The 16,216-nt window shown below is 34.1% G+C and carries 13 protein-coding genes; all 13 read left to right on the top strand.

The features are described from left to right. Positions 1-103 precede the first annotated feature (103 nt). The 13 genes from pheA (at position 104) to T537_RS0107435 (ending at position 15,994) form a co-directional block, all read left to right on the top strand. Positions 104-1,234 (top strand): prephenate dehydratase, encoded by a 1,131-nt coding sequence (gene pheA, locus T537_RS0107495; RefSeq protein WP_027438548.1) that lies wholly within the window; start codon positions 104-106, stop codon positions 1,232-1,234. A 70-nt stretch (positions 1,235-1,304) separates the two neighbouring features. Beyond that, a complete protein-coding gene (locus T537_RS0107490) occupies positions 1,305-2,018 on the top strand; it encodes an IMP cyclohydrolase (RefSeq protein WP_027438549.1) in 714 nt (237 codons plus the stop codon). Positions 2,019-2,067: 49 nt separating this feature from the next. Continuing rightward, positions 2,068-3,249: a phosphoribosylaminoimidazolecarboxamide formyltransferase gene (locus T537_RS0107485; protein ID WP_031557008.1), complete on the top strand. Its 1,182-nt coding sequence runs from the start codon at positions 2,068-2,070 to the stop codon at positions 3,247-3,249. A 172-nt stretch (positions 3,250-3,421) separates the two neighbouring features. Then, positions 3,422-5,203, top strand: coding sequence for a cellulase family glycosylhydrolase (locus T537_RS12445; RefSeq protein WP_051637185.1), 1,782 nt, complete (start codon positions 3,422-3,424; stop codon positions 5,201-5,203). A gap of 109 nt (positions 5,204-5,312) precedes the next feature. Next, entirely contained in the window at positions 5,313-6,146 is an 834-nt protein-coding gene (locus T537_RS0107475) for a Cof-type HAD-IIB family hydrolase (RefSeq protein ID WP_031557005.1), read from the top strand. 226 nt (positions 6,147-6,372) lie between these two features. Continuing rightward, positions 6,373-7,797, top strand: coding sequence for an ATP-binding protein (locus tag T537_RS0107470; RefSeq protein ID WP_031557003.1), 1,425 nt, complete (start codon positions 6,373-6,375; stop codon positions 7,795-7,797). A gap of 766 nt (positions 7,798-8,563) precedes the next feature. Beyond that, entirely contained in the window at positions 8,564-10,261 is a 1,698-nt protein-coding gene (gene gltX, locus T537_RS0107465; protein ID WP_031557001.1) for a glutamate--tRNA ligase, read from the top strand. A 516-nt stretch (positions 10,262-10,777) separates the two neighbouring features. Continuing rightward, a complete protein-coding gene (gene queD / locus T537_RS0107460; protein WP_031556999.1) occupies positions 10,778-11,185 on the top strand; it encodes a 6-carboxytetrahydropterin synthase QueD in 408 nt (135 codons plus the stop codon). Positions 11,186-11,206: 21 nt separating this feature from the next. Further along, positions 11,207-11,890 carry a putative 7-carboxy-7-deazaguanine synthase QueE gene (queE, locus tag T537_RS0107455; protein ID WP_031556998.1) on the top strand — a complete coding sequence of 228 codons (684 nt, stop codon included), beginning with the start codon at positions 11,207-11,209 and terminating at the stop codon, positions 11,888-11,890. A 58-nt stretch (positions 11,891-11,948) separates the two neighbouring features. Next, entirely contained in the window at positions 11,949-12,653 is a 705-nt protein-coding gene (gene queC, locus T537_RS0107450) for a 7-cyano-7-deazaguanine synthase QueC (RefSeq protein ID WP_031556996.1), read from the top strand. A gap of 98 nt (positions 12,654-12,751) precedes the next feature. Next, complete coding sequence (gene queF / locus T537_RS0107445) at positions 12,752-13,252, top strand: preQ(1) synthase (RefSeq protein ID WP_031556994.1); 501 nt, start codon at positions 12,752-12,754, stop codon at positions 13,250-13,252. 93 nt (positions 13,253-13,345) lie between these two features. Beyond that, positions 13,346-14,653, top strand: a complete 1,308-nt coding sequence (locus tag T537_RS12440; protein WP_051555021.1) for a sensor domain-containing diguanylate cyclase — start codon at positions 13,346-13,348, stop codon at positions 14,651-14,653. A gap of 66 nt (positions 14,654-14,719) precedes the next feature. After that, positions 14,720-15,994 carry a pseudouridine-5'-phosphate glycosidase gene (locus T537_RS0107435; RefSeq protein ID WP_027438557.1) on the top strand — a complete coding sequence of 425 codons (1,275 nt, stop codon included), beginning with the start codon at positions 14,720-14,722 and terminating at the stop codon, positions 15,992-15,994. The last annotated feature ends 222 nt before the right edge of the window (positions 15,995-16,216 follow it).

Here is a 16,216-nt window from a genome sequence, read left to right as displayed (position 1 = left end):
AGTTACAATTAAGGGGCGTGAGTTTTAGCGCAATGTAGTAAATGTAAGGAATTTAACAAGAGCTATATTACAAAGTTAGCATTTAAAAAATGAGAGGTAGTAAATGTTAGATTTAGAAGAAATCAGAGAGAATATCGATAATATCGATAAGCAGTTGGTTCAACTCTTCGAAGAGAGAATGAGGCTTACTGGGCAGGTTGCAGAATTTAAGCTGCACACAGGTAAGAAAGTTCTTGATGTAGAAAGAGAAAGACAGAAACTTGAAGCTATTAATAAATTAGTGACTAAGAAGGAGAATGAGCATCCTATTGATGATTTGTTCTCGCATATAATGGCTAATTCCCGCAAGTGGCAATATATGTTACTTGAAAAAAATGGACAAAGCTTAAGAGAACCATTTGAGATTGTTGATAAGATAAATACAGATAATATAAAGGTGGTTTATCAAGGAGTTCCAGGGGCGTATGCCTATGCTGCAATGATAGATTATTTTGGAGAAGACATTGATAATTTCAATGTTTCCACATGGAAGGATGCAATGGAGGCTGTTAAAGAAGGAAAGGCGGATTATGCAGTTCTTCCAATAGAGAATTCTACAACAGGCAGTATTACAGCGGTTTATGATCTATTACAGGAATACAATAACTATATCGTCGCAGAAGTGTATGTTAAGGTAGAGCATGTTCTTATGGGATTGGTTGGTACAGATCTTTCAAAAGTAACAACAGTTTATTCCCATGCCCAAGGCCTAACACAATGCGAATCATTTCTAGAATCACATAAAGATTGGCAGCAAATCAGCCAGCCAAACACTGCAGTTGCAGCTAAGAAGATTTTTGAGGATAAGGATAATTCTCATGTTGCAATAGCAAGTAAAGAGGCAGCTAAGCTATATGGCTTAGAAATCCTAAAGACTGATATAGCTGATGAGGCCAATAATACAACAAGATTTGTGATTGTATCTAAGACTCGTACATTTATAAAGGATGCTAAGAAGACAAGCATCGTTTTTGAATGCGTCAATGAGCCAGGTTCACTATATAATTTACTAAGCCATATAATTTATAATGGTTTAAATATGACTAAAATTGAATCAAGACCAATAGAAGGTCGCCAATGGGAATTTAGATTTTTCGTTGATATAGAAGGAAATATAAATGACCAAGTAGTAATGAATGCTCTTAGAGGAATTGAGGAAGAGAGTAAGTCTATAAGACTATTGGGAAATTATTAATTTCCCGCTATGAATTTGATTTAACCCCCAGCAGGTTAAATATAAATTATTTTTTTTAAGGAGAAGGAAAATGGAAATCAAATCGCTTGAAAAAGAACTTTCAGGATGTTCATATCCAGGAAGAGGAATTGTCATTGGTATGTCTGATGATAGCAAGTACGCAGTAACAGCTTATTTTATTATGGGAAGAAGTGAGAATAGCCGTAATAGAGTATTTGTTACAGAGGGCGAAGGCATTAGAACTGAGGCTTATGACCCAAGTAAGCTAGAAGATCCAAGTCTTATTATTTATGCTCCAGTTAGAGTTTTAGGAGATAAGACAATCGTTACAAATGGCGATCAGACAGACACAATTTATGACAATATGAGCAAAGGACAGACTTTTGAAGAGTCGTTAAGAGAAAGAGAATTTGAACCAGATGCTCCTAATTACACACCTAGAATTTCAGGTCTTATGACAGTTAAGGAAGGCAAGTATGATTATGCAATGTCAATACTTAAGAGTCATAATGGTAATCCTAGTCAGTGTAATAGATACACATTTACATATGATGCTCCATTAGCAGGAGAAGGTCATTTTATTCACACATATATGGGAGATGGAAATCCACTTCCAAGTTATGAAGGTGAGCCTACATGGGTAAAGCTTTCAGGTGATATCGATACATTTACAAAGACAGTTTGGGAGAACTTAAACGAGGATAATAAGGTATCTTTATTTGTTAGATATATCAATATCGCAACAGGTGAATATGAAACAAGAATAATTAATAAAAATTGCTAGTTAATAATGATTAATAATAATTAATCAATGCTTTTTGGAGGAATGTAAAATGAAAGAATTTCAGTTAAAATATGGATGTAACCCTAATCAGAAACCATCAAGAATTTTTATGGAGAATGGAAGTGATCTTCCAGTTGAGATTTTAAATGGAAGACCAGGTTATATTAATTTCTTAGATGCATTTAATGGTTATCAATTAGTTAAGGAATTAAAGGAAGCAACAGGACTTCCAGCAGCTACAAGCTTTAAGCATGTTTCTCCTGCAGGTGCTGCAGTAGGACTTCCACTTTCAGAAGTTGAGAAAAAGATTTACTGGGTAGATGAAACAATCGGTGAATTAAGCCCACTAGCATGTGCATATGCTAGAGCACGTGGCGCTGATAGAATGTCATCATTTGGTGATTTTATTTCACTTTCAGATGTATGTGATGAAGCAACAGCTAAGCTCATTCAGCATGAAGTATCAGATGGTATTATTGCTCCAGGATATACAGATGAAGCATTTGCAATCTTAAGCAAGAAGAAGAAGGGTAACTATAATATTATTAAAATAGATCCAAGCTATAAGCCAGAAGCAATTGAGAAAAAGCAGGTATTTGGTGTTACATTTGAACAGGGACGTAATGAATTTGCAATTAATAAGGAATTACTTGATAATGTTGTAACAGAAAATAAAGAAATTCCAGAAAGCGCTAAGATTGACTTAATCATTTCTCTTATAACATTAAAGTATACTCAGTCAAATTCAGTATGCTATGCTAAGGGCGGTCAGGCAATTGGTATTGGTGCAGGTCAGCAGTCAAGAATTCATTGTACAAGACTTGCAGGTTCTAAGGCAGACAACTGGTATTTAAGACAGAATCCAAAGGTATTAAACCTTCCATTTAAGGAAAATCTCGGTCGCGCAGATAGAGACAATGCAATTGATCTTTATATTGGTGATGAATACGAAGATTTACTTCGTGATGGCGAGTGGGAGAGAATCTTTACAACAAAGCCAGAAGTATTTACAAAGGAAGAGAAGAGAGCATGGCTTGATGGTAATACAAATGTAGCTCTTGGTTCAGATGCATTCTTCCCATTTGGCGATAACATCGAGAGAGCATATAAGTCAGGTGTTAAGTATATTGCTCAGCCAGGTGGTTCAATTAGAGATGATAATGTAATTGAAACATGTAATAAGAGAGGCATTGCAATGTGCTTTACAGGAATGCGTTTATTCCACCACTAAAATAAAATTAAATTGCATCATAAATCATAATCATAAATCAAAACGTCAGTACAGAATCAAAAAACTGTACTGACGTTTTTCTTTACCTAAAAATTGGCATGTGATAGAATTTAGTTAAGAAAAATGTGAACAAGTAAATAATAATTTATAGACGAAATATAGGAGAGGTCTTATGAAGAGAGTAATTAGGATATTAATCTCATATGCCCTAGCTTTAGTATTAGTAATTGTAAGTATGAACTGCAGTTTTGTTAATATAAAGGCAGATGAGCAAGTCTATCTTAGTGTATCTAAGTCAAATTCTTGGGAGTCAGAAGGTAAATATTATGCTCAATTTAATTTAACAATAACTAATAATAGCAGTAAAAATCTGCAAGATTGGACCATAAATATATCAAAGTCAGGGGGAGAGATTAGTCAGTCCTGGTGCTGTTTTGTTAGTGATTTAGGAAATAGTTATGAACTAAAGCCTGAATCTTACAATAAGGAAATTAAGGCCGGGGAAAATATATCTAATGTAGGTCTAATTATGTCTTTTCCAGCTGAAACTAGTAATATAAATGCAAGTATAAGCCCAGTTTTTGAAACTGAGGTTAAGGAAAGTCCTAATATAAAAGAAGAGGATTCTAATAAAGAGGAAACTAAAAGTCAGGAAAGCGTAGAAGTAACAGAAGAAATCAATGCAGGAGATGAAGTAGAAACAGAAGAAATAGACGAAAATTTAGCAAATGCGGCACTTGTAGCTAGCCGATGTTTTTTAAGCTATGCAGATGCGCCAGTAATAGCAATTAGAGCATGTTATGACTATATGATAGTCCTAAATACAGAACCTAAGGAAGAACAAGAAACAATAGCAGAGGCTGCCGTAACAGCAGCTCAGACAGCTAGTGAGTTTGCAACAGATGGGGATGTAGAGTCAATTAATACAGCTAATAATGCTAATGATGATAATAATGCTTATGAAGTAAGCAAAGATAACGAGCCAGTCATAGAAGATTCAAACCCTGAAGCAGTGGAAGATAATGAGCCAGTAACATCTGTGGCTGGAAATAAAAACATTCCAACAGGCAGATTAAGAGTAAGTGGAACTAAGCTTGTGGACGCTAGTGGAAATGTGGTTCAGCTAAGGGGCGTGAGTAGTCATGGACTTTCTTGGTTCCCGGAATATGTTAACGAATCAGCCATGGCAAGCCTAAAAGCTGATTTTGGCATAAATGTGTTTAGAATTGCTATGTATCCTAGGGAATACGCAGGTTATTTAACTGGTGGAGATAAGGAGACTTTAAAAGCTAAGATAGATGAAGGGGTTCGTGCTGCAGCTAATCAGGGCCTTTATGTTATAATTGATTGGCATGTATTAAATTACAATCCGAATGAGATAAAAGATGAGGCTATTAGCTTTTTTAATGAAATGTCTATGAAATATGCTGGATACGACAATGTTATATATGAAATATGTAACGAGCCTGTGGGGGCAGATTGGGCAAGTCAGATAAAACCATATGCAGAATCTGTAATAGCAACAATAAGGGCCAATGATCCTAATGCTTTAGTTATAGTTGGAACTAATACCTGGTCTCAGGATGTAGATGCAGTAGTGGGAAATGAAATTGATGATGCAAATGTATGCTATAGTCTGCATTTTTACGCTGCAACTCATAAAGACAATATTCAAAATAAGTTGAGGTATGCTATTAATAACGGTGTTCCTGTATTTGTATCTGAATGTAGTATTTGTGATGCTTCAGGAAATGGAGGAATAGACTATGCTTCGGCTAATAGTTGGCTAGAACTTCTTAATAGCCTAGATGTAAGTTATATTGCATGGAGTTTGTGTAATAAGGCGGAAACCTCTGCACTTATAAATTCTTCTTGTTCTAAAACGAGCGGATGGAGTGAGGAGGATTATAGCGATGCAGGTAAGTGGTTTATGCAAGCTATAAAAAATCAGTAAATGTCCTTTTTGTTCAAAAGATAATTTTGAAAATATTGGACATTTTGTTTACAAAATTTTTTAATGATACTATACTATGCAATATTGTGTCAAAATAAATAGGAGGCTTATGGACGTAAAAATAATTGCTTTAGATTTAGATGGAACAACACTTGATAAAAACGGAAAATTATCCGAAGAAACGAAAGATGCTTTGATGGCTGCTATGGATAATGGAGTAAATGTATGTATTGCTAGTGGACGCGCATTTGATGCTCTTCCTATAGCAGTGTTGGAGGTCCCTGGCATTGAATATGCAATTACAAGTAATGGAGCCGCTATCTATAAAGTTAAGAATAAAGAACTTATAAAGGCTTATAAATTATTAGCTGATTCAGTTGATTTAATTCTTAGCATGTCTAAAAAGTACAAACGCATAACTTTTGAATGCTTTATTAATGGAACGGCTTATGCACAGAAGGATTATATAGAAAATCCTTTGATTGTAGGTGATAATGTGCGTTCAGTTGAATACATAAGAAGAACAAGACATCCGGTTGATAATATTATAGATTTTATCCGAAAAAATAAAGACAATTTAGATTGTATGAATATTATATTAGGAGATCAAGATATAAGGAAGGATATTATAGAAGAAATTAGTTCTAAAACATCCGACGTTTATATTACAAGTGCTAGTCCTGTAATGCTTGAGTTTTCCTATAAGGATTGCGGTAAGGCATCAGGTCTTAAATTCCTTTCAGATTACTTAGGAGTTGATAGGGATTTGGTAGCGGCATTTGGAGACGCAGACAACGACATAGATATGATCAAATTTGCAGGAATAGGAGTGGCGATGGCTAATGCCAATGAAGCTCTTAAAAGCGAAGCTGATTATATAACACTTTCCAATGACGAGAATGGTGTGGCTTACGCACTTAAAAACATTCTTGAAATTATTTAATTTATTAATGTGGATTTGAAGATTAATTAGAATCAAATAAAAAAGGGCACAGTATACTGTCTTAGGATAGTATACTGTGCTTTTTAGTTTATTGTAAAAAATTGGAGGGCTAGATAAAAAGATTACTAAATGTTGTAATTAATAAAATAATATAGTATACTTAATTCAAATCAATTTTATTAAAATCAATTTGAATAAAATTAATTTGAATAAAACGGAGGATAATATGTTCATAGGTAGAAAAAAAGAATTAAATTCATTAGAAAAAATCTATTCAAGTCCAAAATTTGGTATGACTGTTATCTACGGTCGTAGAAGAATTGGTAAATCCTTTTTGATTACAGAATTTTTAAAAGGGAAAATGGCTATTTTTTATACAGCTACTAAAGTCGGTCCAGATAGAAATTTAGAATTATTCTCGAAACAAGTAATGGAAGTATTAGATCCTGAGTATACGGACGCTACTTTTCCTTCCTTAGAAAATGTATTAAATATAATAACAAAAAAATTAACAAATTTATCAGAAAAACTAGTCTTAGTTATAGATGAACTCCCTTATTGGGCGGAAAAAGACACATCACTATTATCTATATTGCAGAAATATATTGATACACAATGGCTCGACAAAAACCTTATGATTATACTCTGCGGCTCTTCTTTAAGTTTTATGGAAAATAAAATCTTAAGCGAAAAAAGTCCTCTTTTTGGCCGTAAAACTTCACAAATAAAACTAGAACCTTTTAATTATAGAGATGCTGCATTATTCACACCTAATTATACTGCTGAAGAAAAGGCTATATGCTATGGAGTTACTGGAGGTGTAGCAAAATATTTATCAATGTTCCAGGCTGACAAGAGCCTTGATGAAAATATTAAAAATCAATTTTTTAGTACAGACGGATATCTTTATGATGAAACTAAAAATTTCCTTACACAAGAATTTGCTGATGTAACTATTGTAAATAATATTATTGAACAGGTTGCGTCAGGCGAAACAACATTAAATATAATCTCTTCAAAAATTAAGGAAAAAGACTCAACAGTTCTATATTCGCTTGAAAAACTAATTGATGTTGGATTAATTGAAAAAAAGCATTGTATTACAGAGGAGAAAAACAAGAAAAAAACACAATATGTACTAAAAGACCATATGTTTAAGTTTTGGTATCAATTCATCCCTAAAGCTGTTAGCGTAATTGAAATGGGGCAAGGCGAGCTATACTATGATAAAGTTGTAAAAAATCAGCTTCATTCATTTATGGGAAGTGTTTTCGAGGAAATGTGTAGATATTATACCTTAGAACAAGGAATACTTGGTGCATATGGTTCATTTATAACTGAAACAGGAACTTGGTGGGGAGTTGAACATTTAAAAGACAAAAATAATAACTGGTATCAGCAATCAGCTGATATTGATGTGGTTGGAATATCTACTGTAGATAACACAGCAATCGTAGGTGAATGTAAATTTAAAAAAGAAAAGATAGATAAAACAATTTGTGAAACATTAATCAGAAGATCCAAATTAATCACAGGTAAATATGCTGTAACCCACTATTTATTGTTCTCACTCTCTGGATTTACTGAATGGTTCAATAACATTGATACATCAAATATAATTTTAATAACGTTAGATGATATGTACAAATAATGTAAGAACAACATTATTTATTAGTTTTTGTTTAGATGAACACTTTTCTTTTATGTCGAAACAAATCCAGTATTTACAAGAGTTTCCAATTACAAAGGTGACGTAAAACGTAAGAGGAGTGGTGTAAAACGTAAAAGGTGACGTAAAACGTAAGAGAAATGGGCTAAAACGTAAGAAAGTTGACAAAAAATGTAGTTAATTATTCCGGATTTGGTCACTATTAACAGCATTTTGGTCACTTTTAAGTTAAGCTTTTATAAAGGTGACATAAAACGGAAAGATAATTGCGTAACATTCCGAATTTGGTCACTTTATCATATTTTTTAGTTTTGTTAAAATAAATCAAAACAAGAAAGAGTTGAGAACAACTATAAGGAGAAATTACATGAAAAGATAATCTGTTGTTAGATATCCAGGAAACTTTCGATGGATTATACATAGATACACCAAGCGAATTCACCTCCAACGATTTTTCTTCAGATGACGAGAAAGAGGCGTTTCAGTCTAAAATAGATAAGGCATTAAATCTATTGATAGATCGATACGGAAGTGAGTATGAAATCGAATCCAAGTATCTAAAAAACTCCCGATAAAGCAATTATTCTTATGAAATTCTCAATTTATTTATAACAGCGAAAGCAAGGAAAAATAGCATATTGAAAAAATGCAAAAAAATGTGTAAAATAGATTGGATTGTCTTTTACAGTTCAATCTATTATTTAGTTGGATATAGGCGAAAGCTTATAAAATAGTTTAGGAGGATATTATGGATTATCAGAAGTTAGCTAATCTTTTATTTCCTGATGTAGAACATACACCAGAGTATTATGAAGAGAAATTCCCATATAGAAAGTTACCTAACGGTGCTGAAGTTACACGTATGGCTCCATCACCTACAGGATTTATTCATTTAGGTAACCTTTATTCAGCATTAGCTGATGAAAGAATTGCTCATAGAAAGGGTGGAGTTTTTTATCTTCGTATCGAAGATACAGATGAAAAGCGTAAAGTAGAAGGTGCCGTTGATATTATTATTAACGTTTTAAAATATTTTGATATAGAATTTGATGAGGGTGCAGGTTTTGATGATTCAGATCCTCGTAATGCATATGGCCCTTACTTCCAGAGACAGAGAGTAGAGATTTATCATACATTTGCTAAATCATTAGTTGAAAGAGGTTTAGCTTATCCTTGCTTTGCTACTGAGGAAGAACTTGAAGAAATCAGAAAGAAGCAGGAAGCTAATAAGGAACTTACAGGTTACTATGGAAAATATGCTATTAGCCGTAACTTATCTTATGAAACAATTGAAGAGAACATTAAGGCAGGTAAGCCTTATGTATTAAGACTTCGTTCACAGGGTAGCCCAGATAAGGAAATCACATTTGTTGATAGCATTAAGGGTGAAATTAAGTTACCAGAGAATATTCATGATATCGTTCTTTTAAAGAAGGATGGTATTCCAACATATCACTTTGCTCATGCAATTGATGATCATTTCATGAGAACAACAACAGTTATTAGAGGTGGCGAGTGGTTATCATCAGTTCCTACACATTATGAATTATTCCATGTGTTAGGATTTAAGATGCCTAAGTATGCTCACACAGCTCATCTTATGAAGTTTGATGAAACAACTGGTGGTAAGAGAAAGTTATCTAAGAGAAAGGATCCTGAGTTAAGCCTTGATTATTACCGTAAGGATGGTTATCATCCATACACAATGAAGGTTTATCTTCTTACACTTCTTAACTCTAACTTTGAGGAATGGCATGACAAGTATCCTGATAAGGATATTAATGAATTCCCATTTACAGTTGAGAAGATGAGTGTTTCTGGTGCTCTTTTTGATAAGGAAAAGCTTCATAACATTTGTAAGAACGAATTCTCTAAGTTATCTGAGGAAGACGTTTATGAATTCCTTTATAATTGGGCTACTGAAAATGAACCAGAGAAGGCTAAGATTTGGTTTGCTGATAAGGAAAAAATGCTTTCTATTCTTCGTTTATACATGGGTGTTGGTGCTAAGAGAAGAAGAAAGGATCTTATGTATGCTAGACAGATTCTTAACCTCTTTGATTACTTCTTTGGCATTGATGCAGTAACTGAACCATTTATTGAAGGTGGAGAAGTTGATATGAATGGTAAGGAAAAGGATGACTTTAGATTAGATTCTGAAGAAATCAGCAAGATCTTAACAGCTTACCTTGCTAAGTATGACCATAACGATGATAATTCTGCTTGGTTTAACAAGCTTAAGGAAATCGCTGATGAATTAGGATATGCATCAGATATGAAGGCTTATAAGGCTAATCCAGAGAACTACAAGGGCTCAGTTTCAGATATTGCTGAGGCTGTAAGAATTGCAGTAACTGGCAGAGCTAACACACCTGACCTTTGGACTATTGTTCATATTATGGGTGAGGATGTAATGAGAGAGAAGATTCAGGCTTGTATTAAGTAGGAAAAATTGAATAAGAAATATAAAGTGAAAAGGGATCTGCCCACTTTGTGGGCACCTCCTTTTGTGTGCAAGTACCTCAATATTTAATTATGAAGTACTTGCACACATCAAGCTGAAACTAACGTTTCACCTTGGGTCTTAAGGAATCCACCGCTTACGCGGTCCCCCTTAAGACAAGGATAAAAGGAGTGACCGCCATAAGAATTGCCTTCGGCAATGGGCGGTCACGTGTAATAAGGAATCCTCCCACTTCGTAGGTCCCTCCTTTTTACAGAGAGTGCACCGCCATAAGAATTGCCTTCGGCAATGAGATGTGCACGTGTAGCAAGGGATCTGTCCACTTTGTGGGCACCTTGCTACAGGAGACAGTTCATTTGTACCATCCTGTCGTTAAATAAAACTAGGGCTAAATTCTGAATTTATGCCCCAGAAGTGTCTAACTCTGGGGCTTTATTTATTTTTAGTCTTTTTGGTACATGATAAATTAGTGTTTTTAGTTTTTAAGGAGTAATTATTATGTATAGTGTTACAACAAAAGGCGAATTCGATGCGGCACATTTTCTTGCCGGTTATCCAGGTAAATGTAAGAATCTTCATGGTCACAGATGGAGTATTGAAGTAACCCTAAAGGGCGAAGAACTTGATGAACTTGGCATGTTAGTGGATTTTACTGACATCAAGAAGGATTTAAAGGAGCTTTGCGACAATTTAGATCATAGTTTAATTATGAAAAAAGATAGCTTAAAGCCAGCGACTTTTGCTGCATTAATGGATGAGGGCTTTAAGATAAATGTTATGGATTTTATTCCAACAGCAGAAAATTTTGCTAAGTATTTCTTCGATGAGTTAGAGAAGAAGGAATATCCAATTGTAGAAGTAAAGGTTTATGAAACACCTAAGAACTACGCAACATATACAAAATAAACAGAAAAAGGATTGAATAAAATGGACATTAATAATGAGATTACATTTCCTTTAGTAGAACATTTTATTAGTATTAATGGTGAAGGTAGAAGGGCAGGTCAGCTTGCACTTTTTATCCGTCTTGCAGGTTGCAACCTAGATTGTAGCTATTGTGATACTAAGTGGGCTAATAAGGCTGATGTAAAATTTGAAAAAAAGACAATTCCTGAAATTGTAGACATTGTTAAGAAATCTAATTGTAAAAATGTGACATTAACAGGTGGAGAACCTCTTTTAAAGAAGGATGTTGATAAGCTTATTGCTGCAATTTTAGAAGTAGATAATATTAGACTTGAAATCGAGACTAACGGAAGTCAGTCTATTAAAAAATACGATGATTGGGAGCGCCGTCCGGTTATGACTCTTGATTATAAGCTTGCAAGTTCAGGTTGTGAGGCAGCTATGAATACTGATAATTTCAACTATCTTCATAAAGAAGATTCAGTTAAGTTTGTTAGTGGAAGTAGAGCCGACCTTGAAAGAACTCTTGAAATTATAACTAAGTATGACTTAACAGCAAAAGCGAATTGTATCATAAGTCCTGTGTTTGGCCAGATTGAGCCAGTGGATATCGTTGATTTTATGAAGGAACATGAAATGAATGATGTTTTCTTACAGTTACAGATGCATAAAATCATCTGGGACCCAAACAAGCAAGGAGTTTAACCTGTCGTAATTTAGCGAAGCTAATTACGACAATAAAAAGAAAAGGAAGGTATAGATTATGACAGAGAAAAAAGAAAAAGCATTAGTTTTATGCAGTGGTGGTATTGATAGTACAACATGTCTTGCAATGGCAGTTGATAAATATGGTAAGGACAACGTAGTTGCTCTTTCAATTAGTTATGGTCAGAAGCATGATAGAGAAATTAAGAGCGCTAAGAAGGTTTGTGAGTTTTATGGTGTTGAACTTTATACACTTGATTTAGCTAAGATTTTTACATACAGCAATTGTACTCTTTTAAAGGGTTCAGATGGAGAAATTCCTAAGGAAAGTTATGCTAAGCAGCTTGAAGAAACTGATGGTAAGCCAGTTTCAACATATGTTCCATTTAGAAATGGGCTATTCTTATCCTCAGCAGCAAGCTTTGCTCTTTCTAAGGAATGCAGCGTAATCTACTATGGCGCTCATGCAGATGATGCAGCAGGAAGTGCTTATCCAGACTGTTCAACAGTATTTAACGATGCTATGAATAAGGCAATCTATGAGGGTAGTGGTAAGCAGCTTAGAGTAGAAGCACCATTTATTAATTCTCATAAAGCTGATGTAGTCAAGGAAGGTCTTAGACTTGGTGCACCTTATAAGTATACATGGAGTTGTTATGAAGGTAAGGATAAGCCATGCGGAGTTTGCGGAACATGTATAGATAGAGCAGAAGCTTTTAGACTTAACGGCGTCGAAGATCCAGCCCTAGGATTTACTTTCTAGGAATTTAACTCAGTTGGGGTACAAGCTCCGAGCGAGTCTTGACGATACAAATTAAAACTTATACATAGAAAGGTAAGGCTAATAGCCTAAGGTAAATTATGAGTACAACAAGAAAACCAGAAGAAAGAGAAAATGTAACATTACTTGGTAAGGCAGGTGTTAAATATAAATCAGACTATGCTCCAGAAGTTCTTGAAACTTTTGTTAATAAGCATCCAGACAATGACTATTTTGTAAAATTTAATTGCCCTGAATTTACATCTTTATGTCCAATTACAGGACAGCCTGATTTTGCAACAATCTATATTTCTTACGTTCCAGGAGAGTTAATGGTAGAAAGTAAGTCATTAAAGCTATATTTATTTAGCTTTAGAAACCATGGGGATTTCCATGAAGACTGCGTAAATATCATAATGAAGGATTTAATTAAGCTTATGAACCCTAAGTATATTGAGGTTTGGGGCAAGTTTACTCCAAGAGGAGGAATTTCAATTGACCCATATTGCAATTATGGTAAGAAAGGTACTAAGTGGGAAGAGGTTGCCTTTGATAGATTAACACATCATGATATGTATCCAGAAAAGGTGGATAATAGATAGTTAAAATATTATGTTATATTGAGATTAACCTCTGTTTGTGTTATTATTTTAATAGAAACTTGCGTGAAAAATTAGGCAAACAGAGGGGTAAATATGGACAAGGAAAAAAATCCTAAGGAAGCCATCAAGGAAAAAAGTATACATGGGGAAATGCTTTTTTCAATATTAGTACCAACAATAGTTACATTAGTGGTTATTATGCTACTTTTTGACACATTAATGAAGATTACAGTCGATAATGATGTTAAAAGAGAACTAGATAATATGGCTAATGTTGCTATTAATATGATGGATAGAGAAAATCCGGGTGATTATACTAAAGTTGGAGAAGAAGAAGTGGTTATTTATAAGGGGGAAACTGTCCTTAATAATAACTACGACTTAATTGATAAGATAGTTGATGGAACGGATTTAGACATTACATTTTTTTATAAGGACTTAAGAGTTATTTCAACGCTTGTTGATGATAATGGGAATAGATTGGTTAATTTAGCTGCACATAGCAAGGTAACAAGAGAGGTTTTAGAAGAGGGAAAATCTAGATTTTATAATAATGTTACTTTGGATGGGGTTATATATTATGCGTATTATAAGGTTATCTATAATTCAGATGGACAGATTATAGGAATGGTAGAGGTTTTAAAATCTGCCAAGAAGGTAACATTGTACATTGTTATCAGATTAATTCCTGTATTTTTTGTTGGAATTATGGGTATAATCTTAATAGCCCTTGTTAATAGAAAAATGATAAATCGTTTTGTAGATATTCTTCGTAGACTAGAAAAACAGTTTAATACAGTATCTAAGGGAAAATTAGATAGCCAGGTAGATACAAGTATTTTAAATCGACCAGATGAAATAGGAAGTATGGCAAGATCTGTAACTAAGATGCAAAAGGCCTTAAAAGCTATGATTGAATTAGATGCTCTAACCCAGATAAATAATAGAAGGCGAGGAGATACTAAACTATCAACAACGATTTTTAAGGCAAAAAATAACGGAACTCAGTTCAGTGTTGCAATTGGAGATATTGATTACTTTAAAAAAATTAATGATACCTATGGCCACGATGCAGGTGATAAGGTTTTAGTCACGGTTGCTAACATTTTAAGAAAAAGCATGAATGGTAAAGGCTTTGTAGCAAGATGGGGCGGTGAAGAGTTTTTACTTGTGTTTGAAAGAATGGACTATGAAACGGCAGTTAAATATTTAAAACGTATTGACGAAATAATTGCTAAGGAAACTATTAAGATAAATGGCACCACAATTAAGGTAACAATGTCTTTTGGTATTACAAGGGGAAGAACAGAGGATGAGAATAACAAAGTTATTAAGAGAGCTGATGAAATGCTATATAAAGCAAAGTCAACTGGACGTAATAGAGTTATAGCTGATTTTTAATTATCTGTAGCTTTTTAAACTTGAAAATTTTGCTTTTGGTAATCGGTAGGAAAGATGGAGAAAAATATGGAAAATAGATTTTTGGAGATATCTGAGGAAGTTTCAGATGCCATTGAAAAAAATATACCTATTGTGGCAATAGAGACATCAGCCATTTTTTCAAATTTACAGTATCCTGAGAATAAAGGGCTTGCAAATGTTGTGATGGAATCTATTAGAGAGTACGAGGTTGTTCCTGCTTTAATTGCAGTTATAAATGGCAAGATAAAGATAGGGCTTAGTGACGAGGATATAGAATCCATAGGAACCAATATAGAAAGTGTTTCTTGTATAGCTAAAAAAGATTTAGCACTTTCAATTGCAGCCAAGGAAACAGGCGTGCTTACAACTTCAGCCACAGTGGAGATAGCAAGTATTGTTGGTATAAAAATAGTTGTATGTGCTTCTATTGGTGGAATTACAAACGGAGCAGATCAAAGCTTAAATGTTTCTCCAGATATTGATGAATTGTCAAAAAAGGATGTATTAATTGTATGTTCAGGAATTAAGCCAGGATGCGATATAACAAGAACTCTTGAATTATTAGAAACAAGGGGTATTTGTGTGGCTGGATTTAAGACGGAAGAGGTGCCTTGCCTTTTTTATTTAGATAAAGATGCTAAAGTCAATTATTGCCTTGATACACCACAGGCAGTTGCTCTTGCTTACAATGTAAAAAGAGAGTTGGGTGTGGAATCTTCTTTAGTTGTTATGAATCCTGTTAATAAGAACAGTTTATTGTCTAAGGAAGAATTTGGAAATGCACTTAATACTGCTCTTACTGAGGCAAAGGAAAGAAAACTTAGTAGACATGAATTTAATAAATTCATTTTTTCTAGACTGAAGGAGTTAACAGCTGGTGCAAGTAAATCTATTTTTATGTCAGATGTAAATGGCAACGCACAGCTTGCGGCTTGGGTAGCTTTTGCAATGTATAAGGATAAGAATACCTTTAACGTTAATATTGGAATTGCCAATAATATAAGAAAAATAAATAAGCCAATTCAAGATTTGGCTAAAAATCTAGGACTAGCTGTTAATCTAGAGGACAATCTAGGACAAGTACAAGTAAAGCAAGAGGCGAAAGTTGAGGCAGAAACTAAAACTGAGGCAGAAATAAAAGTTAAGGTAGAAACTAAAGATAAGGCATCAAAGCCTAAGCAGGGAATGGATTTTTATTTATGGCTTTTTGCAGTGAAAAATCTAGCTCAAACCTATGATGCTTGTAAACTTATTTATGGCAACTTATCTGAAGAAAGACAAAAAGCTCTTAAGGCAGAATATGACAAAACATATAATTGAAAAATTTAAGTTTTATATGATATAATTTAACTCAATCGGAGTATAAGCTCCGACTGAGTTAAACGCTCCGCGAGGATGCGCACGGATTCGGACAGGAATTTGTCTGCTTAAGCAGACCCGAATCCAGCGCGCAAGACTCGCGAGCGAGTCTTGACTTGATGTAGTAATATAGCATGTTTTCGTTAGAAGGCATGCTATGATTTTATGTGGAATTGTGAGGAA

The sequence above is a fragment of the Lachnospira multipara LB2003 genome, from assembly GCF_000702205.1.
In the GTDB taxonomy this organism is placed as follows: domain Bacteria; phylum Bacillota; class Clostridia; order Lachnospirales; family Lachnospiraceae; genus Lachnospira; species Lachnospira multipara_A.
The sequence above is the reverse complement of the archived record's forward strand: the minus strand, read 5'-3'. Positions and strand labels throughout refer to the sequence as shown.